Origin of the sequence: Metamycoplasma buccale, from assembly GCF_046774455.1 — a bacterium.
Lineage (GTDB): Bacteria > Bacillota_I > Bacilli_A > Mycoplasmatales > Metamycoplasmataceae > Metamycoplasma > Metamycoplasma buccale.
Genome location: NZ_CP177249.1, coordinates 292,766 through 315,088, shown reverse-complemented (window position 1 = coordinate 315,088; position 22,323 = coordinate 292,766). Strand labels below are relative to the sequence as shown.

Here is a 22,323-nt window from a genome sequence, read left to right as displayed (position 1 = left end):
ATAAACTTTTAATATTATATTCAATAATCAAAGTTTTTTAACTAATTATTTTAATATAAAAATGAGCATTGTTTAAATTAAATTTAAAAAACTTAACTAGTAAAAGTTAAGTCATTTATTTTTCTATTTCTTTTAAAAAGATTTGAAAATATGCTATTTGAATATTTTATATAGTTCTAGTTCCTCTTTATTTAACGTATTAGAATCTTTGTCACCTAATAAAACATTTATTACATTAATAATTTGATTGTAATCATTTTTAGTTTCATTGAATAAAATTTCAATTCAATTTAAAAATAAATAAGCCGAAAAAACTTGTCTAGCTATATGAGTTTTAGCAACATCTTTTTCATAAATATTGAATATTTCATCTTGCATTTTTTTAAGATCTTTATTTTTTAAAAAAGAACCCAATTTTTTGGGATTTATAATTTTTTCTTTAATTTTGAAGTCAAAATCAACATTTTTTAAGACTAATAAATCATAAATTAATGTTTGAAAATAAGCGTCCTCAAAACTTTGATTATTAAAAAAATATTGAAATTCACTAGCATTTTCTTGTAAATTATTTCTTTTTTTAAGTTCGTTATAATTTAACATAAAAATATAATCCATCTTTTTATTTTTTAATGAAGATATTAAATCTAAAGTGTTTAAATTTGTTTTTGTTATTAAATTATTTTTTTTGATTTGATAAGTAATATCATCCCTTAGTGCATTAAGAGTGTTATTCATTTCTTTGGATAAAAACTGTTTAAGATTTTCATCAATAACAAAAATTGCCTTTAAAGGGTCTTCTTCTCTTATATCATCAATGGTTTTTAGTAATGCATCAAACTCTTGTTCTTTCATATTCATTAGTTATTGTACTATATTTTTTAGCAATATAAATTCATTAATTAGATATAAAAAAGGATTAAAAAAATGAAAAAGTCTATATATATATATATATATAATTAGTATAAAAACTGAAATTTTAATTAATTAAGAAAGATAAATATGAATAAAAGTAAATTTTTAATTATTAGTTATATTACTCCAATTGCTTTATCTTTTATTCCAGTAAGTTGTAATTTAAACGAAAATACTAATGAAAACCAAATTACAGTAAAAGATATGGGCGGAAGAGAAGTAACAATCAACAAAAATCCAAAAAATGTTGCATGTATTTCTAGAACTACATATGATTTATTAGTAGCTTTTGGATTAGAAAAAAACATTAAAGGCGTTTTTAAAACCATTAAAAACAATAGTTGAACTAAAGTATTTGATAAAAATATTGATAAAAGATATTCACTAAATTATTTCGAAAGTGCTGAATCATTACTAACAAAAAATGTTGATTTAGTCTTTTCTCCCGAAAATAAAGTTAGCAATGATTTAGAAAAATCGGGGATAAAAGCACTAACATGCTCACTATATGCACCCAAATCATATGAAGAATATGTATTTTATTTTGCTGATTTAGTAAGTAAAATTTGAGATGATAAAGAAGTTTTAAGAAGAGTTAATTTATGAAAAGAAAGAATGACTAATGCGATTAATCAAATAAAAAACAAACTTAAAAATCATCATGAAGCTAAGAAAACAATTTATTATGTTAGAGGCGATAGAAATAATGGTATAAACTATACTGACAATAAAAACTCATTTATTGAATATGCATATCAACTCTTAAAATTAGATTATGTAGGTAATAGGTTTAAAAATAATAGACCAAGTAAAGAAGAAATTATAAAAATTAATCTTGACATAATAAGTGTGGGAGGAATTTATCAACATACATTAATTGAAGAAATAAAAAAAGAAACTCAGTTTAAAGCAGTAAAAAACAACCAATTATTTAATATTCCACTAGGATTAACTATGTTTGAACAATTAAATGTTTTTTCTTCAGCATTTTTATATGACCAAGCTAATAAAATTTATCCAAATATTTTTAATTTTGATGTTAAAAAAGAAATAAAAGAACTAAGTGAAACATTTTTTAATATAAATCTATCAAACTTAGACATTGAAAATATTTTAAAAGGTTTAACTAAAGATGGAAAAACACACATTTAAAATGAGAAATCGTTTTCTTATTTTAGTTATAACGTTTTCAATATTATTAATTCTTGTGTCTTTTTTTGCCTTATTTATTGGAAGATATACAATGTCTATAAAAACATTTTGACAAGCATTGTTTTTTAATAATTCACTATTGCAAAATGAAAAAATTGTAATTTTTAGATTAAGAATGCCAAGAACAATTATTGCAATTTTAGTTGGAATGGCATTAAGTATTTCTGGATTCTTATTTCAAGAAACTTTTAGAAATAAATTAGCATCTCCAAATTTGTTAGGTGTATCAAATGGTGCAAGTGTTGGGGGCAGCAATTGCTATATTATTAGGAGTTAGTTCATTTTTTATAAGTTTATTTTCATTTATTTTTGGAATTATTACTATATTTTTAACGATTTTTTTATCTAAAATATTTAAGAATTTGTCATCGCTTTTTACTTTAATTTTGTCAGGAATTATTATTAGTAGTTTTATGGCCGCTTGTTTATCTCTTATTAAATATTTAGCAAATTATAACACTACCTTACCAGCAATAACTTTTTGATTATTGGGATCATTTGAAAACTCTACTTTTAAAAATGTTTATATATTATTGCCTATTGTTATTTTTTCAATAATAATTCTTCTTGTTATAAGTTGAAGAATAAACATTGTCTCACTAGGTAAAGAAGAAGCTATATCACGCGGTTTAAATTATCGTGTTTATCGAATTGTAATTATACTTATAGCTACATTATTAACTGCTAGCTCGGTAGCATTTTCAGGAATAATTAGTTGAGTAGGATTAATTATTCCTCATTTTGTTAGATTAATAATTGGTAGAAATGCAAAAAAATCAATTATATTAAATGCACTTTTTGGTGGCACCTTTATGGTTATTGTTGATATTTTTTCTAGAAGCATTACTTCTTCTGAAATTCCTTTATCAGCAATTACTGGATTTTTTGGTTCTATCATTTTTGTTATAATTTTGGCTACTAAAAGGAGAAATTTTTATGAAACTATTGGAAACTAAAAATTTAACTTTTTCTTACAACAAAAAATGTAATATATTAGAAGACATAAATTTATCATGTCATGAAAATCAAATAGTGACTTTATTAGGGTTAAATGGTTCTGGAAAAACCACCTTACTAAAACTATTGGCAGGATTAATTAATAAATATGATGGTGAAATATTAGTTGATAATTTATCTATCAAAAAAATATCAATAAAAAATAGAGCAACAAAAATTTCTTATGTTTCACAATTGCAAAGTTATTTAGAAGATTTTATTGTAAAAGACTTTGTATTATTTAGTAAATTAAATAAACTAAAATTTATACAAAATCCGACTAAAAATGATGAAGAAGAAATTTTTAATTATGCAAAAAAATTACAAATTGATTATTTGTTAAATAAAAAATTAGCAGAATTAAGTGGAGGAGAAAAACAAATAATATCAATTTTTTGTGCTTTAATTCAAGACACAAAAATTATATTAATGGATGAGCCTACTTCTGCTTTAGATATAAAGAACCAATACAAAATATTGTCATTAATAAAAGGGCTTGCAAGACAAAACAATAAGTTGTTTATTATTTCTACACATAACCCTAATCATGCTCTTTATTTAAATTCGTATGTTTATATTTTAAAAGATCATAAAATTTACAGAGAAGGCAATGCTAAGGAAATAATAAATAAAGACATCTTAGAAAAAGTATATGACAATAACATTTGCTATTCAAATGAACTAGAATATAATGAAATTTCATTTCAAGATACAAAAAATAACTAAATTTTTTGTCATTCTATAACATTTGAAACTTTTATTTTTCAATCATTTTGCAGCTTATTTTTTGTTAATGGTTTTTATCGAAAACAATTTTCAAATCGGTTTTGTTAATTGTATTATCATCCAATAAAAATTCATATTTTTTTAAAGTCTGTATTATTTCTTCATTAGAACTTTTTATTGTAACTATTGGATTATTTTGATTATAAAATAAATTAATAAGTTTTAAACATTGTTCATTTATATTCTTATTAAAAAATTTTGCACTTTTTTGTTTGGCATATTCGTCAATTTTAGGCATATAAGACAACATATTTAAACAAAAAGATTCATATGCGAATTTCATAGCTTTTTTGCTAAAGAATAAATAAGAATTAAATATATGTGATACATAAGCATTATTTTTATCATAAATAATTCCAAATAAAAGAGAAAAAACAAAAAAGCAAATTGACATTGTTGCTAAAATTAAGTTAATATTTTTGATTTTTAATTTTGAAAGAGAAAATAAAATTAAAGTAATACTAGAAATTATAAATAAAGCGTTTGTAATAATAAATAATATAAAAAATATTGTTCTCGTTTTGATTTTGTTTTTAATTTTAGGTAAAATTTCCATTTTAATTTCCTAATAATTGTTGCACTTCATTTTTTATAAGAAAAATATAAAATAAATCATATTTTTTAAGTAAAAAATGAAATTTTAAAATTGCTAATTTTTGGTTAGTTTCACTTTGAAAACTACAATAAGATACATATATAATAAAAAAGTTAATTTTGTAAGTAAAAAGGATTCAAATGTAATAAAAAAGGCATAAAAAATAATAATTATTGCAAAAACAAAAATTAACAAATTTCTCACATTAATAGAAATTTTTTTAAGGCAATTAAACGTAGAATCGTTGATAATACAATAGGTATAGAAATTGATAATAAAATAAGTAATGCTATTTTTCAAACAAAATTTGCATACAACATTTTTTTAATTTTTGATTTTGTATTTTTTTCATTAAAATTCACTGATATCCTCTGTAATCTAAATTTTCTAATTTTAGTATTTTTCTTATAAGTGTTAAACTAATATAAAATTATATATAGCAAAGGAGAAATATGTCTAAAATAACAAATATTAATGCCTATGAAATACTAGATAGTAGAGGAAATCCTACTATTAAAGTAGAAATTTATTCAGATAAAAGTTATGCTGAAGCTTCAGTACCTTCTGGTGCCTCAACCGGGTCTAAAGAAGCACTTGAATTAAGAGATAAAGGAACAAAATATGAGAATAATTGATTTAATGGTAAAGGCGTGCAAACTGCAGTTAATAATATAAATTTAATTATTGCACCTAAATTAATAGGTAAAGATCCAACAAAACAATTTGAACTTGACAAACTAATGATAGATTTAGATGGAACTCCTACTAAATCAAAATTAGGTGCAAATGCCATTTTAGCATTATCAATTGCCTTGGCAAAATTAAGTGCAAATGATCAAAAAATGCCACTTTATGAATATTTAGCAAAACTTGATAATCGTAAGCCTTACAAATTACCAGTACCAATGTTAAATGTTATCAATGGTGGAGAACATGCATCTAATACAATTGACTTTCAAGAATTTATGATTATGCCATTAGGCGCTAAAACGTTTAAACAAGCAATACAAATGGCTAATTTTGTTTTTCATACTTTAGCTAAATTATTAAAAAAAGTAGGTCATGGTACGCAAGTTGGAGATGAAGGTGGGTTTGCACCTAATTTACATACTCATGAAGAAGCATTAGAATTTTTAGTTAATGCTATTAAAGAAGCGGGATTTAATCCTGCGACTTCAGGAGAAAAAGCTGTTGCTATTTGCTTAGATGCTGCAAGTTCTGAACTTTATTGTTCAAAATCAAATAAATATATTTTTAAAAAATTTAAGGCAGCTATTGATGAAAAACGTCCAGGATTTGAATCATATGCCAATATGAAATATGAATTTAGTTCAGATGAATTTGTTGAATATTATGGTAAATTAATTAAAAATTTCCCAATCATTTCAATTGAAGATTCTCATGATGAAAATGATTGAGTAGGATTTGAAAAAATGAAAAAAGCTTATGGAAATAAAGTTCAATTAGTTGGAGATGATTTAATTGTGACAAATCCTATTTACATTAAAGAAGCTATTAAGAAAAATGCTATAAATGCTTCTTTAATTAAAATTAATCAAATTGGTTCATTATCTGAAACTATTGAAGCAATTAAATTAACCCAAGATGCTAATATGATTCCAGTTATATCACACCGTTCAGGCGAAACTGAAGATACTTTTATTGTAGATTTATCAGTAGCATTTAATACCGGCGAAATTAAAACTGGTTCTCTTTCAAGAACAGATAGAATTGCTAAATACAATCGCTTATTAAAAATTGAAATGGAGTTAGGTAAAAAAGCAAAATATGAAGGTAGAGATACATTTACTAATTTAAAAAACTTTTAATTTATCTATTATTAAATTAAGACAAGGAAGATTTAAATTCTTTGTCTTTTTTAAATTTACTAATTTTTCTAAAAGTTTCTAGAGTTTTCCTAAATTTTTACTAAATTTAACATTTATTTATAAACCAATATTACAATCAAAAAAGGAGGATGAAATAATTAATAGTAATAAAATCCAAAAACAAATTTTTATAAATAGTAAGAATGAAATTCCTTTAAAAACAGCAAATACATTAATTAAATCTTATAATGGTATAAAATCTTATTTAAGTACGGATGAGCAAAATCCTAATATTAGATATGTAATTTATCTTTTAGATGAAAACAACAAAATTATTAAGGAATTTAAAAGCATGACTCAAAAAAATTTTCAAGAATATGTAGTTAAGAAATTTGATGAGCAAGAGAAATTTAATCAGTATGTAGTTAAAAAATTTGAAGAGCAAGAGAAATTTAATAAACTTATTTTGAACGAATTAAAAGATTTGAAGCACTTTCAGGTTGAACAGACTAAATTTAATAAAATCATTCTAGATGAATTAAAAGGTTTGAAGCACTTTCAAAACGAACAATTAAAACTTAATGAAATTTATTTTAAATAAAAAAAACCTAAGCGCTATGCTTAAGTCTTTATTAATTTAATCAATTTTTACTTTTACAGAAGGACCCATAGTTGTTGATACTGTAATATTTTTAACATATGTTCCCTTAACTGTTGTAGGTTTTAATTTTTTAATAGTTTGAATTAATGTTTCAGCATTTTCCGCCAATGCTTTTGTATTCATTGATTTTTTACCAACTGAAGCATGGATAATTCCACCCTTATCAGCACGATAGTTTGCTTTACCTTTTTTAAGTTCTTCAACAGCTTTAGCAGGAGTAACAGTAACAGTTCCAGTTTTTGGATTAGGCATTAAACCTTTTGGTCCTAATTTTTTACCATATTTTCCTAAAACTAACATCATTTTAGGATCAGCTACAATAACATCAAAGTCATATTTATCTTGATTTAATATTTCTGGAAGTTCGGCAGCATTATAAACTAAATCAGCTCCAGCTTCTTTTGCCGCTTTTTGAGCATTAACATCATCAGTTGCTACTAATACTTTTACAGTTTTTCCTGTACCATTTGGTAAAACAATTGCTCCTCTTAATTGTTGGTCAGATTTTCTTGTATCTAAATTTAAATTAATTGCAATGTCTAAAGATTCATCAAATTTTGCAAAAGCAGCTTTTTTAACAGCTTCTATTGCATCAAGCAATGGTAATACTTCATTTTTATTTATAAGTGTTTTTGCATTTTTAACATTTTTAGAAAGTTTTCTAGCCATTAGTTAGTTCCTTTCTTTAGTCATTCATCATAACCGTCAATTGTTATTCCCATTTGCTTAGCTGTTCCAGCAACTTGTTTCATTGCAGATTCAATTTTGTTAGTATTTAAATCTGGCATTTTGTATTCTGCAATTTCCTTTAATTGTTCTAAAGTAATTGAACCAGTTTTTTCAGTGTTTGGTTTGCCACTACCTTTTTTAACTTTGGCAGCTTGAATTAATTTATATGAAGCTGGTGAAGTAAAAATTTTAAAATCAAATGATTTATCTTTATAAACAGTTATTAAAACAGGAACAGGTTCAGATCCTCTTTCTCTTGTTTTATCATTAAATGCCTTAGTAAATTCAGGCATATTAATTCCCACACCAGCTAGTGCTGGGCCAGGTTTAGCTTGACCTGCAGGGAATTGTAATTTGGCTTTTTTTACAATTTCTTTAGCCATAATAGTTCCTTTCGATCTCTGTGGTGCAAATGAATTTTTAATAAATTCTCCCACTTGCTAGAGGCAATGTAAAATTGCATTTGTAATTATACAATAAAAATACTTATTTATAAGTTAAATAAAAATTAGAATTTTTTAGCTTGATTTTCAATTGTATTCTTAAATTCTTCAAAAATTTCTTCCTTAGTTTTTTGAATATAATTAGAAGTTTTCACTCCGCTAATTAAAATTGTTTTATTTACACTCATTCCTAAGAAATTTAATGTTCCTTCAAGATATTTAGTAAAAAGACCTCAAGTATATCAATCTTCAGGAGCTCCTTGAGTAGCAATAATTTGTACTTTTACATTAGTAAGTAAACCAATTGCGTCACCTTTTTTTGAATACTTGTATGAGAAGGTTTTATTAGCAACACAAATATGATCTAAATAATTTTTCAAGGTTACAGGAATATTGAAATTAATCATTGCAGTACTAATAATTAATTTATTTATATTTTTTAATTGATTAATGAATTTATCACTATCTTCTTCATTTCAAAAACTAGAAAAACTATCTTTATTCAAAGATTTATTTGCCATAGAAAGATTATTCAAATCTAATGTTTCAATAAAATCATTAGGGTTAGTTTTTTTATATTCTTCTAAAAATTTGTTGGCTATATATGTTGAAATTGATTTTTCTTCTGGTAAAGGTGAAGTATATAAAACTAATACTTTATTCATAAATTTATCTCCTTTTATACTTAATTTTAATTATAACAAAATAAAAAAACAAGCAAAATGCTTGTTATAAGGTATCAATTTTGATAAATGGTGCGGATGAAGGGAATCGGACCCTCGTATTCAGATTGGCAACCTGATGTTCTACCATTGAACTACATCCGCAATGGTGCAAGTGAAGGGAATCGGACCCTCATATTCAGCTTGGAAGGCTGATGTTCTACCACTAAACTACACTCGCTTTTTGCGTTTATTATTATACTAAAAAAAACATAGCATAAGCAAATTTAGATAATAATTTAAAATTATTTAAAAACAAAAAAATAAAAAATAAAAATGGCGATCGTGGCAGGAATCGAACCTGCGACCACATGCTTAGAAGGCACGTACTCTATCCCCTGAGCTACACGACCAGCGCATAATTATTTTAGCACAATCACAAAAGTATAAATATTTTTAATCATTATTTTTACTTTCAATAATTGCTAAAGCAATTTTTTTATTAGTGACTTTTGCCAATTCTTCAAATGAGGCTTCTTTAATTGCTTTATAAGTACCAAAATGTTCAATTAATTTTAAAATACTTATTTTTCCCACTCCTTTAATTTGACTGAGTGTGCTAGAAATTATATTTTTTAAATTTTTTCTATGATAAGAGGATTTGGCAAATCTATCAACTTCTGTTTGCATTCTGCTTAAATAGTTAAAAACATCTTGATCATTAACTAAAATTTCAAAACCATGATTATCAATTAAAATTCTAGTTTCATGTCTTTCATCCTTAACTAATCCAAAAACTGGAATATTTAAATTAAGAGTGGTTAAAGAAATTTTTACTTCATTAATTTGTTCAATTCCACCATCTACAATAATTACATCAACCTCACTAGCTAAATCACTTAAATAATTAAAAGAAGTTTGCCTTATATATTCAACATCAGCCATTCTTGAAGAAGTATCTCTATATAAATTAAAAATACGATAAAAATTTTTGTTAGGCTCACCATTTTGATAATAAACACCAACACCTATAATGGCTTCTGTTCCTTTAAAAAAGGAATTATCAAATAAAACTATTCTATCGCATTTTGTTTTTAAAATTAAACTTAATTTTTCATTAACTTCAGAAGTAAATAAAGAATGCTTATTAAAATCTAATAATTTTCTTTCAATATCATTTTTGGCATTTATATTTGCAAGTTCAATTAAAGGTAGATAAAAATTAGTTTTTGCAAAAATAATTTTTTCTTTTAAATCTATATTTATATTTTCAAATTTACTATCCAAAACAATTTCATCTGGTAAGTTATTTTTTGAATAATATTCATTTAAAAATTCATTTACGAAATTATCAAGTGATGTTTTAATTTCTAAAGTGAAATTATTTTGATTCATAAGCGAACCATAACGATAGAAAGAAACGAAAACAAACATTATATTGTCTTTTTCATAAAATCCAAACACATCAATATTTTTTTTGGATTTTAAAAATACTTGTTGATCTTGTTTATTATAGTCTAGTAAATCCAAAATACTATTGTAAAAACTAGCTACTTCATAATGATGAATTTTTATAGCTTCTTCTAATTTATTAGATAGTTTCTTTTTAAAATTTAAAGAAAATTTCATAATTTCTTTTGCTTTCTCAAAACGTTCTTCTCAAAAAGATAAAGGCTTATTTTTAACAATTAATCCATCTTCTGATAAAAGCAAATGATTTAAGTATCTAATTAAGGGTTTAAAATTTTTATTATTAGGTAGAGGACCATAATAAATAGCATTTTTTTCTTTGTGGTAATTATTTTTTATTTCTATTTTTAATTCATTAGTAAGTTTTACTCTAATATAAGGGAAGCTATTTAAATTAGGAAATAAAACATTATAAAATGGTCGATACTTATCTATTAATTTTCTTTCTTGAATAAATGCCTCACGATCGCTAGAAACAACAATCGTAGAAAAAGATGCTATTCTTTCTAACATTTTAGGAGTTTTATAAGAATTGATCATTTTTTTATCAAAATATTGACTCATTCTTGCTTTTAAATTTTTGGCTTTACCAACATAAATTATTGTCCCATTTTGATCTTTTCATAAATATACGCCTGGTAAGGTTGGGACATCTTTTATTAATTCTTTGCTAATCATTAGAGTTTATTTTTTTCTTTAAAGTCAAAAAATACTGATAATAAATAATTAAAACGTTTTCATGGGTCAATATCAAAATTTTTAATAGTTATTTCAAATGCTTTTTCATGAACACCAACAATGCTTTCATTAATATTACTATCCTCTTTTAAAGAAATAACATAGTTTGGTTTATTATTTTTAAAAATTGAAAAGTCCATATTTGTGTCATATAAAGGAGTAAATTCAATATCAAATTTGCCATGATTGTCTAAATCATAAAAAATTTCGTAATAATTAATGGCATTTAGAAAATCTTTTCTTCCAAGCATTAAAATTCCAACATAATATTTATCTTTATCTTTAAAAGCAACTGTCATTGTTTGCAAAATAATTTTTTCTTTTCTTTCTTTTAAACTAAATGTAAGCGCAAAATATGGATGTGTTAATTTTTCAAAGTAATCATAAATTTCTTTTTTTATTTCATACATAAAAATAAAATCATATAAAGGAAATGATTTCAATTCATTTTCTAATTCAATAAATCCTTTTAAGTTTTGCTCATTAGCATTGGGATTATTTGAATATTTCATTTCTGTTGGTGCTAAATAATATTTGCCAAATTCTAATTTAGAATATACATAAACATTTTCTAAAACCTTATTTTCATCAGTTAACAAAACATTTGCTAAAAATCTCCCATATTGTGGAAACATTTCTCATCTATCGACTAAAAATAATTCATCTTTAGTAATTTCAAAAACAGTTCCTTCTACTGAACTTAGCTGATCTTTTTTTAATAAAAAATACATACTATCATCAATACATTTTGCAAAACCATTCAAAACTGCTTTGTGTTTTATTACGTCTTTATGAAATAAATTTTCATAGAATAGGGGATCTTGAAAAGTTCCATATGAAAATATATAAATTTTTTGATTATCTTCCATTATTATTACTCTCCAAAGGATATAAAATATATCTTTAAATTATATAAGATAACATTATTTATATATTAAATCTAATGTATAATAATATTGCCGTGAGAATGATAACCTTGTAACCTGGTCAGGATAGAAATATAGCAGCCAAATCGAGAAGTGTTGTGTCTTGCGGTCTTTTTTTATTAAATTTAGATAATAAAAATTAAAAAATGGTGCACAAGCACCATTATTTTTTGTTCAAAATTATTTATTGTAATATTCAACTACTAAAGCTTCATTAATATCTTTTGCAAATTCTTTTCTTTCAGGTAAACGAGTATAAGTAAATTTGTTTTCTTCACGGGTTAATCAAGGACTAACAGTCATAACTTCCATGGCATCTTTTACTTGAACATTGTTTTGTAATGTTTTTTTTATTTCGACAACTGATCCAACTTTAACAATAATTGAAGGAATATCAGCTTTGTGACCATCGACAGTAAAATGACCATGATTAACAAATTGTCTAGCTTGTGCTCTTGTTCTAGCAAAACCTGCTCTAAATACTAAGTTATCTAATCTTGATTCAATAGTTTGTAATAAAACAACCCCAGTAACACCTTGTTTTTTAGAAGCTAACTTGAATAAACGTTCAAATTGACGTTCATTTAAACCGTACATATATCTAACTTTTTGTTTTTCATATAAGTGAAGTTGATAGTCTGAAGGTTTTACTCTTCTAGCACCATGTTGTCCAGGAGCAGTTGTACGTTTTTTACCTTTAGCAAATTCTTTATTGTTTTCTAATAGTGAAATTCCATAACGTCTACTTTTCTTAAAAATAGATCCTGTAAATCTTGACATATTTTCCTTTCGTATGCAAAGACTTTTAGCAACTCTTTTATATATTTTTTATTCTAATGATTTCAGATAACAGCTTTCTTACTATCAAATCTAAAGCAAAACAAAACTTTTATAAAATGATGCTATGCTGTGTCAATGCGTAAATAATTTTATAATAAAATTTGAAAATATAATATTTTCTTTATTAATTAATAAATAATATATGATTTTTATTATGAGTAGACATCAAAAATTTTTAAAATGTATATTATTAACACCAATTATTTTACCAAGTTTTCTAACACTATCAGCAAGTTGCAAAAAACGTCAAATTGAACCTTTAAATTTACCTAACAAATTAGGAACTTGAATTTGAAAATTAGATAAAATAACAGATAAACATATAGATTTTGCTTATAAAAACAATGTTAAAGAGGTTTATTTAAATATCCCTAAAATTAATGAACACGCAAAAAATATTATTAAAAAATTTAAAGATAAAAATATTAAAGTTTTTCTTTTATTAGGAAGAAAAGAATGAATTTATAATATTAGTGAAGTTGAAAATAAAATTAATTGATTTATAGAACTACAACAAAAATATTCTTATTTTGAAGGTATTCATTTTGATATAGAACCACATCAATATCCTGAATTTAAAAATAGTTCTGAGAAAAGAAAAGAATATTTAATTAAATTTATTAATTTAATTTATAAACTTAAAACTAAATTTTCTAATATTAAATTTCACTACGATATTCCATTTTGGTTTAATGATTTAATAAATTTTAATAATACTGAAAAAGAAGCATATAAACATATTATTGATTTAGCAGATAAAATTTACGTAATGGCATACCGAAATTCTAGTCAAGGAATATTAAAAATTTCAAAAAATATTAGAGAGTATGCACAAAAAAACAATAAAGAAATTGGAATTGCGGTTAATACTAAAATTAATAATGAAGAAATAACTAGTTTTGGTAATAAAAGTAAATTATTTATGAATAATGAGTTAAACTTATTATCAAAAAATATTGAAAATAAAAATTCAATAGCTATTCATCATTTAGACTCATGATTTAATTTAAAAGATTAATAATAACGTAATTTTAAATATGCAAAAATTGCTTTAAATTTAATTATGATTAATATCTTATTAAGGTTAGTTTTATTTTAGATAAAAAAACACAACCTATAAAATGTTTATAGTGTTGCATTTAATATTACGAATATTATTTTATTTTTAATTACATACGAACTACTTTTTAATTAATAATCTTTCATTACAATCTTATATATCTCAATAACCCAACAGTTTTGAATAATATTTATTCATTATTTCTTCATATATTTTTAATTTTTCTTTTAATTTATTACTATCAATGTAGTTATAAACATCTTTATTAAAAAAGTCTTCAATTTTATTTTTGTAGTTATTGTATCCTTGAACAAAACTTAAATCATCTATATGTATAAATGATCCTATACTATTATAATAATCAATTAGATTACCATTAGAAATATTGAACCCTTTTTCAATCAATAAGTCCTTTATTTTATTTTTTCATTTAAGAGCAACTTCTTTAATATATAAATAACGCTTTGTTAACTCTTTATCAAAATCATTGGTAAATAATGAGTCAAAAATAGAATCTGAAAATATGTCTACTAATTCATTTGTTTTTTTATACATCTTTATAGATGTTTTAAAAGCTTCATTTATAAAATACTCAATATTTTGAAATTTAAATATTTCTACATCCTCATATTTATAATTTCCGTAATCATCTTTACCCACTATGACTTTTGAAACTAAACGTACTAAATTTTCTTTGAATTTTCACTCAAAATTTTTATATTTTTCCAATGGAAATTCTAAGTCAAACATATTTTTTAATTTTTCTATAAGATTCTCAGTATATGGATATTCAAAATCTTTAGAAATTTTTTCAAACTCTGCATCAAAATTATCCAAAAAAGATGATTCCAAAAATTTTCTTTTAAATTTAATATTCATTTTAAAATCACGATAACTTAATAAGTTATCTCTTTTTTCATAAATATCTATATTTCTAGTTTCATTAATTTCAGGAAAATCAATGCTACTAATTTTCACTTTTAAAGTAAGATTTGGATAACCGTCATTAGGCATTAAATCAAGTATTTCATACTTATAATATTTAGCTAAATCTGGATTATCATCTTCATAATGTAAATCGTCTTTTGTTACATCTGAAGGTAATTTTTTTTCATTAATAAAATATTTTCTTCGATCAAACATTGAAGATAAATATCATCTTAATGCGTCTTTTATTTTTTTTGCAATATTAAATTTAAATGTTTTTTCAGTATACACATCAGTAAAATTATTATCTCCATATGAATTTGCTGTAGGTACTGATCTTTTAACTTTATATTTTAATTCAATATCTCCATCTTTATTATAACTTCCACCATCAAAAAATAATTTTTCATCTAATAAATCTTCATTAAATCTTGTAAAACCATAATTATTTAAAGCTTTTAATAAATCTTCTGAATTTGATAATACATCTCAAAATTCTTTCGTAGATTTAAAATCAATGCTATTCAGTTCATAATTAGTTAGATAAGGAGATTCATACTTTTTAAAACCATCAAAAATAAAATCTTTATACACTTTGATAGAACTATCTTTTTTTGATGTATATGTAAATCTAGCAAAAATTTTACCTGTTTGATCATTTACATTAGTTAGAACAGATACATCATAATTTTTTTCTTCTCATCATTTATAAGAGCGAGTGTAATATCCTCCAATTTCCTTCAAATACGGATATTGCGAAGGAAGATATGTTTTATAAGAATCTAATACTTCTCATATTGTTTCTTCTGCATTTTTCTTAGCTTCTTCAATTAAATCATCTTTAATTTTGTTTAATGCTTTTTTAGCATCTACAAGTCCTTTATTCAAATTTTTGTTTTTTTCTAATATTTGTTCTATATCAGTTCAACTATCAGATAAACTTATTTTATTACTATATAAAATATTTTCTAAGTCATTCCTAATTTGATAGTAGTCATTATTATTTTCTATATTTTTTTTGAATTCTTCTATTTCTTTAGATAATTTTTGATTTTCTTCCTTAGCATTTTTATATTGCCGATCTCTTTGTTTTGCATTAACTAAAATTTCGTTAATTTTTGTTTCATTAGTTTTATTATTTTCAAGATCCCTTAAGAAATTATATTTATCAGTATAGTTTATGTATTGCAATGCCTCTATTTGTGCTTTAGCATCTTCATAAATCTTTTTAATTCTTTCTTGTTCGGCAATTTTCGCTAATTTGTTTTCAATTTCACTAATTTTATTATTTGCTTTTGTTATTTCTTTTGTTGCTTCAGTAATAACTTTTTGATAATTTTTATTTTCTGCTTCAGTTTTTACTTTTTCAAGGTCGGTTTTAGCTTCTTCTAATAAAGTTTTTGCTTCATTTAATTTTGTTTTATCATCGCCGGCTTCATTAGCTTTTTTAATGGCATCTGCAAGTTTGTTTTTAGCTGCATTTAAATCATCTTCTAATTTTTGCTTACCAGTTGATAACTTATCTTTTGCCGCTTGTAATTTTGTTTTTAAGTCAGAAATTAATTTTTTCAAAGCATTATGCTCAGAATTAATTTCTGGGTATTTTTCATTATTCTTTTCATTAATAAAATTATTAGCAATTTGCAATTTTGTTTCTAAATTATTAATTGCGCTTTCTAATGAAGGAGTATCATTTGCTGAATTAATTTTATTGCTAGCTTCATTAAGGTCGTTTGTTAATTTGTTAATTTTTGCCTTTAGTTGTTCTATTTTTTCCTTTCTATTTTTGGTATTTATTTCTTGATATTTTTGAACAACTTGTTCTACTTCTTCTTTTGTTTTAGCAACGTCAACTTCATTAATTGCATTAGTTTTTTGTTCATTTGTTAAATCAGTAAATTCATTATTAATTTTATTTTTGGCTGCTTGTTTAGCTGCTTCTAATGCTGCTAAACGAGCTTTTTCTTTGTTAGCTTCTTCTAATGCTATATTAGCTTCAGCAAGTTTTTTGGTAAGTTGTTCTTTTTCAGTAGCGAGCTTTGAACTACTTTCAGTTTTTGGTTGTAATTTTTTGGCTTCTTCAATTAATTTTTCTAATTTATCAATGTCATCACCTAATGAAGACGAAGTTGCATGTTCTTTTTTAACTTCATTAATAGCATTATCAAGTTTAGTTATCATTTCTGTAACTTCTTGTTTTATTTTATTAATTCTTTCTTCTTCAGTACGTTTAGCTTCATCTAAGGCATTTTGGGTATCTTGTTTTAATTCGTTAAGTTTAGTTAATAAGCCATTAGCTTCATTTGTTTTAGATGAATAATGCTTTTGTTCAGTTAGAGTTTTCGCTTTTTTAGTTTCATCTATTGCTTTAACTAAATCTTTAAGAACATCTTCTAAATCAGAAATTTTCTTAGATGAAATAGCATTATTTGCTTTAGATTCAACAAGAGTTACTAAGTTTTTAATATCGTTAACTGCCTTTTCTACTAATTGTTTATTAGTGTTTTGAGTAGCAGTTAATGAAGTTCATGTGCCTTTAGCTTTATCACTTGCTTGTTTTAAAGCAGCTAATTTTGTTTTTACTTCTTCTTTAGAAGCCAAAGGGTTCCCTTGGAATTCTGAATGTTTAGCATTAGCATTAGTAATTGCTTGATTTAATAAAGGTAATTTTATATCTGATTCATCAATATTATCTTTAGCATTATTTGCTTCAGTTTCAGCTGTTTCTACCTTTGTAATTTCTGCTTGAATATCTTCAACTAATTTTTTAATTTTAGCTGCTTGATCTTGTTTTGCAGCATTCAATTTTGCTTGGGTTTCTTTAAGTTGTTTTTCAACTTCGGTAATTAAGCCTTGTGCTTCAGTAACTTTTTCTTGATATTTATTAGTTGTAGCTAAATTTTTTGCTTCTTCTGCCTTAGTTTTAGCTTCATTTAAAGTTTCAACTGCTTCAGATAATTTATCAACATCATTGTCAGGAGCTTTTTTGGCTTCTTCTATTGCTTTTGTAACTGCTTCTTTAGCTTCTCTAACTTTATTATTAGTTGCATTAGTTTTTGTAGTTAATTCTTGGCTTTTTGTTGAATTAGTTTGTTCTGAATCTTTAATTAATTTGTCTAAAAATTCTAATAAAGTTTTTAATTCAGGAATTTTCTTATTAATTTCTACATTATGAATGTTATAAACTTGATCTCTTGCTTTAGTAATTTCAGTTTGAAGTTTAGGAAGGTTTTCATTTAATTCATCAACTCCAGTTAATGTTTTAACATCGTTATTTATTTGTTTTAATGAATTTATAGTATCTTCAAGTGCTTTTTTAACTTTGGCAATTCTTTTGGTTTCTTTTTCTTGTTCGTCTGCTAATTTATCAGTAATTTCTTTTAATTTTTTATCTACTTCTTTAGATTTTTCTTCAGCTTCTTTAGATTTTCCATCATAATGATTTTTATCAGCTTCTTTTTTGGCGTCATTTAAATCTTTTTTAGCGTCCTCTAGATCTTTTTTAGCTTTATCTAAATCATCTTTTTTAGGTGGATCTTGTTTTAAGGCATCATCGGCTTTTTTAATAGCTTCATCGGCTTTTTTCTTAGCATCATCCACTTGTTTATCGATTTTCTCAGTTTTTTCTTTATTTTGTTTTTCTAAATCTTTTTTAGTTTGTTTTGCAGTTTTTAATGTTTCTTTTAATTTATTTAATTTTTCTTTTAATGAAGAAACACTATTATTTTCAGGTTTATCATATTGATTTACAATGCCTTCAGTAGTTGTTATGGTTGCTTGTAAAGTGGTCAATGCTTCAGTTAGCTTGGTAACATTATCTTTATTATCAGTAACATTTTTTATTGCTTGATCTAAGGATGTTTGCGCTTGATCTAGTGCTTTGGCTACTGCTTTAATACGATTCTTTTCAGCATTTAATTTATTGTCTACTTCAGTAATCTTGCTTGATAAATCTTCTTCAAATTTAATTACTTTATTAGTTTCTATTTGATAACCTTTTGGTGAAATTTCATTTTTTAATGCAGTTGCTTTATTTTTAATTTCTTTTAATTTATCTAAAGCACTTTGTAAATCAACTTCTTTATTAGAAGTAATAGCATCATTGGCTTTTTTAAGAGCATCATTAGTTTCTGTTTCTAAATTTTTAACTTTATTTTCAATTTCTTGTTTTGCTTTAGCTAAATTAGTTTTTTCAGTTTCATATGTTGAAGTAACAGAATCTAATTTTTGCTTAAATTCTGTATATTCAGGGTCAGTTTTAGTTTGGTCATTATTATCAGTAATTTTTTTGTCTAAGGTATTTGCTAAATCAAGTTGTGCTTTAACTTTATCTAGTGATTCTTGTTTTTTATCAATTAAAGTTTGCTTTTGATAATCTTTTAAAGTATCTTCTAAATTTTTAGTTGCAGTTTTTAATTCTTGTTTTAAAGCTGATATTCTTTGATTTTCTTTTTCTTCTGCACTCTTTAAAGCTGCTAATTTTTGGTTAGCTTCAACTAGTTTTTCATTAATTTTAGTTTTTAATTCAGTCGCTTTTTGTTTTAGTTCATTATATTCAATATTAGTTGCTTCAGTTTCACTTGCTTCAGCTTTATTTAAAGCTGCTTTTAAATCATTAATAGCACTTTGAACTTCAGTAATAGTATTGTGATGATCATCATATTTTTTAATAGCTTCATTAGCTAAACGTTCTGCTTCATCGTAATTTTCTTGAGCTACTTTTCTTTCATTTTCAATGTTAGTTTTACGTTCTTCTAATGATGCTTTTTTAGTGTTTGCTTCAGTTAGTTTAGCTTTAAGATTATTAAATTCGGCTTGATATTTACTTTGATTTGCTTCAGTATCATTTTTTACTTTTGTAGCAATAGTAATTTCATCAGTAATGCTACTTAATGATTGTTGAATTTTTTCTAAATTATGTTCAAAACCTAAAGCAGTAGTTGCTTTTTGAATTTCAGTTTCTAATTTATTAGTTTGCATCAGTAATTTTCTTCTTGATTGCTTCAAGATTTTTGGTTTCAACTTCAGCAATTTTTTTGCTTAATTCTTTTTGCTCTTCTTTGGCTTTCTTAATTAAATTTTCTAATTCTTTAGATACTTCTAGCAATTTAGCTTCATCTGCTAATTTTTTAGCTTCTTCAGCTTTAGTAATTGCTTTATCTAATTTTTCTTTAGCTTTATTTAGCTTATCTAAATCTTCAGTTTTCTTAGCTTCTTCAACTTCTTTTAAGGCTTCATTAAGTTCTTGTTTAGCTTGATTAGCGGCTTTTTTGGCTTCGTTTTCTTTATTTTCAATTTCAGCTAGTTTATTTTTAGCGTCATCTACTTTAGTTTTTGCTTCAATAATTTTATTTTTTAAATTTTCAGATTCAGTTTTTAATTTAGGTTCATCTTTAGTTAAATTATGTAAGTCATTAGCTTTAGTAATCTCGCTTTCAAGTTCACTAATGGCTTTATTGATTTTAGCTTTATCATCACTTTTTAATGCTTCTTCTAAAGCTTTTTCTTTTTTAGTTAATTCATCAATTTGTTTAGTAATTTTTTCTTTATTTTCTTCTATTTCTTTAGCTTTTTGTTCAGCTTTTGCTTTTTGATTTGTAATTTTAGTAATTCAAGAATCAACTTCTGATTTTTTATCTTGACATTTTTTAGCAAGTTCAGTTTCATTTTTATTAGTTGCTTCAGTTTGAACTTTATCTAACTCATTTTTTGAGTCAGTTAATTTTGCTAAAATATCAGTTAATTTTGCTACATCATCACTATTTTCATTAGTTTTGGCTTCACTAAGAGCATTGTCAGCTTTTTGTAAAGCTTCATTTACTTTCGCTTCAAGCTCTGAATGAGCTTTTCTAAGATCTTCTAATCTTTTTTGTGAAGCTTGTTGTTCTGCTTTTGCTTTAGCAAGTTCTTCTTCTAAAGTTTTAATTTCATTTGTAAGACTAGTTTTTGATTTATCATTTTTGGCTTCATTTAATAATGTTTTAGATTTTTCAATTTCTTTAGCTAAAGCTTCAAGAGTTTTTTCTAAAGGTTCTATTTTTAATGCATCTTTTACTTTTTTAGTATTTTCTTTTAAAGCTTCTACTTGTTTATTAATTTTTTCTTTTAATAAATTAACTCGATTTTCTTCAGCTTGTTTTCTAGCTTTAGTTTCTTCTAAGATTCTTTTAGCTTCGGCTACTTTTAGTTTAAGTTCATCACTTTCTTTAGTTAATGAAGCTTTTTCTAGTTTTTCAATTAAGTCATTAGCTTCTTTAATTTTGGTTTCTAAATTAGTAATAGCATTATTTAATTCTTCTAAAGTGTTAGCTTTTTGGGCTTCTTCTATTGCTTTAGTTAAGGCTTCTAATAGTTGTTTAGCTTCTTCTTTCAATTTAGCAATTTCAAGTTCTTTTTCTGCAACTTTTTTATTAGCATCAGCTATAGCTTTATCTAATTTCTTAATATTTTTATCAATTTTCTTAGCTACTTCTGGTAAGCCTAAAGATTCTGCTAGTTTCTTAGCAGCTTCACCTTCTTTTTTAAGTTCTTCAAGATCTTTTATTGCTTCTTTTAAAGCTTCAAGTTCAGTAGTTTTATTAGTTTTGTCGATTGCTTTATTTACTTTTTCTTCAAATCGTTTAGCATATTCTTCAAGATTTTTCTTTTGCTCTTCATCAGTTAATTTAGCTTTAAGTTCTTTTAGTCTCTTAATTTCATTTTCTGCTTTAATGATTGCTTCAGCTAAATTATTGGCTTCTTCAGTCAAATCTGCTTTTGTAGCATCATTTTTTAAGCCTTTAGCAATATTACTTAAATCAGTTAATTTTTTAATAAAACGATCGATTTCTGAAGTAATGTTTGCTTTAGATGATTCTTCAACTGTTTCATTAATTTGTTCAATAATTTCTTTAATTTTGTTTTTTAGTTTATCTTTATCACTAAGCAATCTTTGTAACTTAACTTTAGCTAGCGCTAAAGCTTTTTTGGCTTCATCAACTGATTTATCCAATTTAGATTTATCTTCTTTTAATGCTTTTTGTTTTTCTGGTCATTTTTCTAAATTCTTAATGCTGTCATTAACGATTTTTTCTACTGAAGCAGCTCGGTTTAGATTAGTTTCTAAATCTTCAATTGTCTTTTTATAATCTTCAATGCTTAAGTTTTTCTTAGCGTTTTCCGTTAATTTATCTAAAGCTTCGGTTAATTTTTGTAAATAAAGTCTAAGTTTTTCAAATCTTTCTTTATTTTTGTTATCCCAACTACTTGGTTTTTGATCAATAATATCTTGTTCAGAAACACCAATATCTAAAATATTGTTAGGATTATATTCACCATTTTTCTTTGTTGCTCTACTATAAACAATTCCGGCAATAATAGCTGAAGTTGCTAAAACTCCAATTGCAGTTCCTAAAATAATAGTAGTTTTCTTTTTCTTTGATGTATTCATTATTAAATAACTCCTTGCGTAGAAAGACATTTTAGAGAAAAAAAAAAAAAAAACGCTATTTATAGCGCTATTTTTTGATATTTTGACAATTTTTATTGCTTTATATAA

The 22,323-nt window shown here is 24.3% G+C and carries 17 protein-coding genes, 3 tRNA genes and 1 other RNA gene; 8 read left to right on the top strand and 13 right to left on the bottom strand.

All coding sequences use genetic code 4. The annotated features are described in order from the left end of the window. Positions 1 to 153: 153 nt before the first annotated feature. Positions 154 to 858 (bottom strand): hypothetical protein, encoded by a 705-nt coding sequence (locus tag ACLFP3_RS01310; protein WP_412031798.1) that lies wholly within the window; start codon positions 856 to 858, stop codon positions 154 to 156. Positions 859 to 999: 141 nt separating this feature from the next. Between ACLFP3_RS01310 and ACLFP3_RS01305 the strand changes: the two genes are divergently transcribed. The 4 genes from ACLFP3_RS01305 to ACLFP3_RS01290 all read left to right on the top strand — a co-directional run bounded on the left by ACLFP3_RS01305 (position 1,000) and on the right by ACLFP3_RS01290 (position 3,846). After that, positions 1,000 to 2,064 (top strand): hypothetical protein, encoded by a 1,065-nt coding sequence (locus ACLFP3_RS01305; RefSeq protein WP_412031797.1) that lies wholly within the window; start codon positions 1,000 to 1,002, stop codon positions 2,062 to 2,064. Positions 2,065 to 2,155: 91 nt separating this feature from the next. Beyond that, complete coding sequence (locus ACLFP3_RS01300; protein WP_412031796.1) at positions 2,156 to 2,401, top strand: iron chelate uptake ABC transporter family permease subunit; 246 nt, start codon at positions 2,156 to 2,158, stop codon at positions 2,399 to 2,401. Further along, a complete protein-coding gene (locus ACLFP3_RS01295; protein ID WP_412031795.1) occupies positions 2,355 to 3,080 on the top strand; it encodes a FecCD family ABC transporter permease in 726 nt (241 codons plus the stop codon). The genes ACLFP3_RS01300 and ACLFP3_RS01295 overlap by 47 nt, the downstream gene beginning before the upstream one ends. Continuing rightward, positions 3,061 to 3,846: an ABC transporter ATP-binding protein gene (locus tag ACLFP3_RS01290; protein ID WP_412031794.1), complete on the top strand. Its 786-nt coding sequence runs from the start codon at positions 3,061 to 3,063 to the stop codon at positions 3,844 to 3,846. The genes ACLFP3_RS01295 and ACLFP3_RS01290 overlap by 20 nt, the downstream gene beginning before the upstream one ends. A gap of 64 nt (positions 3,847 to 3,910) precedes the next feature. On the opposite strand, the gene ACLFP3_RS01285 is transcribed toward ACLFP3_RS01290, so the two are convergent. Further along, positions 3,911 to 4,462: a hypothetical protein gene (locus ACLFP3_RS01285; protein WP_412031793.1), complete on the bottom strand. Its 552-nt coding sequence runs from the start codon at positions 4,460 to 4,462 to the stop codon at positions 3,911 to 3,913. A 491-nt stretch (positions 4,463 to 4,953) separates the two neighbouring features. On the opposite strand from ACLFP3_RS01285, the gene eno reads away from it, so the two are divergent. After that, positions 4,954 to 6,330: a phosphopyruvate hydratase gene (gene eno, locus ACLFP3_RS01280; protein WP_412031792.1), complete on the top strand. Its 1,377-nt coding sequence runs from the start codon at positions 4,954 to 4,956 to the stop codon at positions 6,328 to 6,330. A 352-nt stretch (positions 6,331 to 6,682) separates the two neighbouring features. Further along, the gene (locus ACLFP3_RS01275) at positions 6,683 to 6,931 is read left to right on the top strand and encodes a hypothetical protein (protein ID WP_412031791.1); all 249 of its coding nucleotides are present in this window, start codon (positions 6,683 to 6,685) and stop codon (positions 6,929 to 6,931) included. A gap of 36 nt (positions 6,932 to 6,967) precedes the next feature. Here the strand turns inward: ACLFP3_RS01275 and rplA are convergent, their stop codons facing one another. From rplA to ACLFP3_RS01235, 8 genes are all read right to left on the bottom strand, one after another. Next, the gene (gene rplA, locus ACLFP3_RS01270) at positions 6,968 to 7,660 is read right to left on the bottom strand and encodes a 50S ribosomal protein L1 (protein WP_412031790.1); all 693 of its coding nucleotides are present in this window, start codon (positions 7,658 to 7,660) and stop codon (positions 6,968 to 6,970) included. After that, positions 7,660 to 8,103 carry a 50S ribosomal protein L11 gene (gene rplK / locus ACLFP3_RS01265; protein ID WP_412031789.1) on the bottom strand — a complete coding sequence of 148 codons (444 nt, stop codon included), beginning with the start codon at positions 8,101 to 8,103 and terminating at the stop codon, positions 7,660 to 7,662. The genes rplA and rplK overlap by 1 nt, the downstream gene beginning before the upstream one ends. Before the next feature lie 125 nt (positions 8,104 to 8,228). After that, the gene (locus ACLFP3_RS01260; RefSeq protein WP_412031788.1) at positions 8,229 to 8,828 is read right to left on the bottom strand and encodes an FMN-dependent NADH-azoreductase; all 600 of its coding nucleotides are present in this window, start codon (positions 8,826 to 8,828) and stop codon (positions 8,229 to 8,231) included. 88 nt (positions 8,829 to 8,916) lie between these two features. After that, positions 8,917 to 8,990 (bottom strand) — tRNA-Gly (locus tag ACLFP3_RS01255). Between the two features lie 2 nt (positions 8,991 to 8,992). Next, positions 8,993 to 9,066 (bottom strand) — tRNA-Gly (locus ACLFP3_RS01250). A 96-nt stretch (positions 9,067 to 9,162) separates the two neighbouring features. Continuing rightward, positions 9,163 to 9,238 (bottom strand) — tRNA-Arg (locus ACLFP3_RS01245). A 43-nt stretch (positions 9,239 to 9,281) separates the two neighbouring features. Continuing rightward, the gene (locus ACLFP3_RS01240) at positions 9,282 to 10,973 is read right to left on the bottom strand and encodes a GIY-YIG nuclease family protein (RefSeq protein ID WP_412031787.1); all 1,692 of its coding nucleotides are present in this window, start codon (positions 10,971 to 10,973) and stop codon (positions 9,282 to 9,284) included. Continuing rightward, positions 10,973 to 11,902 carry a gamma-glutamylcyclotransferase family protein gene (locus ACLFP3_RS01235; protein ID WP_412031786.1) on the bottom strand — a complete coding sequence of 310 codons (930 nt, stop codon included), beginning with the start codon at positions 11,900 to 11,902 and terminating at the stop codon, positions 10,973 to 10,975. The genes ACLFP3_RS01240 and ACLFP3_RS01235 overlap by 1 nt, the downstream gene beginning before the upstream one ends. Positions 11,903 to 11,989: 87 nt before the next feature. Between ACLFP3_RS01235 and ffs the strand changes: the two genes are divergently transcribed. Beyond that, positions 11,990 to 12,074: signal recognition particle sRNA small type (gene ffs / locus ACLFP3_RS01230), an RNA gene on the top strand. Positions 12,075 to 12,139: 65 nt separating this feature from the next. Here ffs and rpsD read toward each other — a convergent pair. Further along, positions 12,140 to 12,739, bottom strand: a complete 600-nt coding sequence (rpsD, locus tag ACLFP3_RS01225) for a 30S ribosomal protein S4 (protein ID WP_412031785.1) — start codon at positions 12,737 to 12,739, stop codon at positions 12,140 to 12,142. Between the two features lie 214 nt (positions 12,740 to 12,953). Between rpsD and ACLFP3_RS01220 the strand changes: the two genes are divergently transcribed. Further along, complete coding sequence (locus tag ACLFP3_RS01220; protein WP_412031784.1) at positions 12,954 to 13,817, top strand: hypothetical protein; 864 nt, start codon at positions 12,954 to 12,956, stop codon at positions 13,815 to 13,817. A gap of 195 nt (positions 13,818 to 14,012) precedes the next feature. On the opposite strand, the gene ACLFP3_RS01215 is transcribed toward ACLFP3_RS01220, so the two are convergent. After that, a complete protein-coding gene (locus ACLFP3_RS01215) occupies positions 14,013 to 19,766 on the bottom strand; it encodes a hypothetical protein (RefSeq protein WP_412031783.1) in 5,754 nt (1,917 codons plus the stop codon). Continuing rightward, entirely contained in the window at positions 19,756 to 22,215 is a 2,460-nt protein-coding gene (locus ACLFP3_RS01210) for a hypothetical protein (protein ID WP_412031782.1), read from the bottom strand. Before ACLFP3_RS01210 ends, ACLFP3_RS01215 begins: the two co-directional genes overlap by 11 nt. Positions 22,216 to 22,323 lie beyond the last annotated feature (108 nt).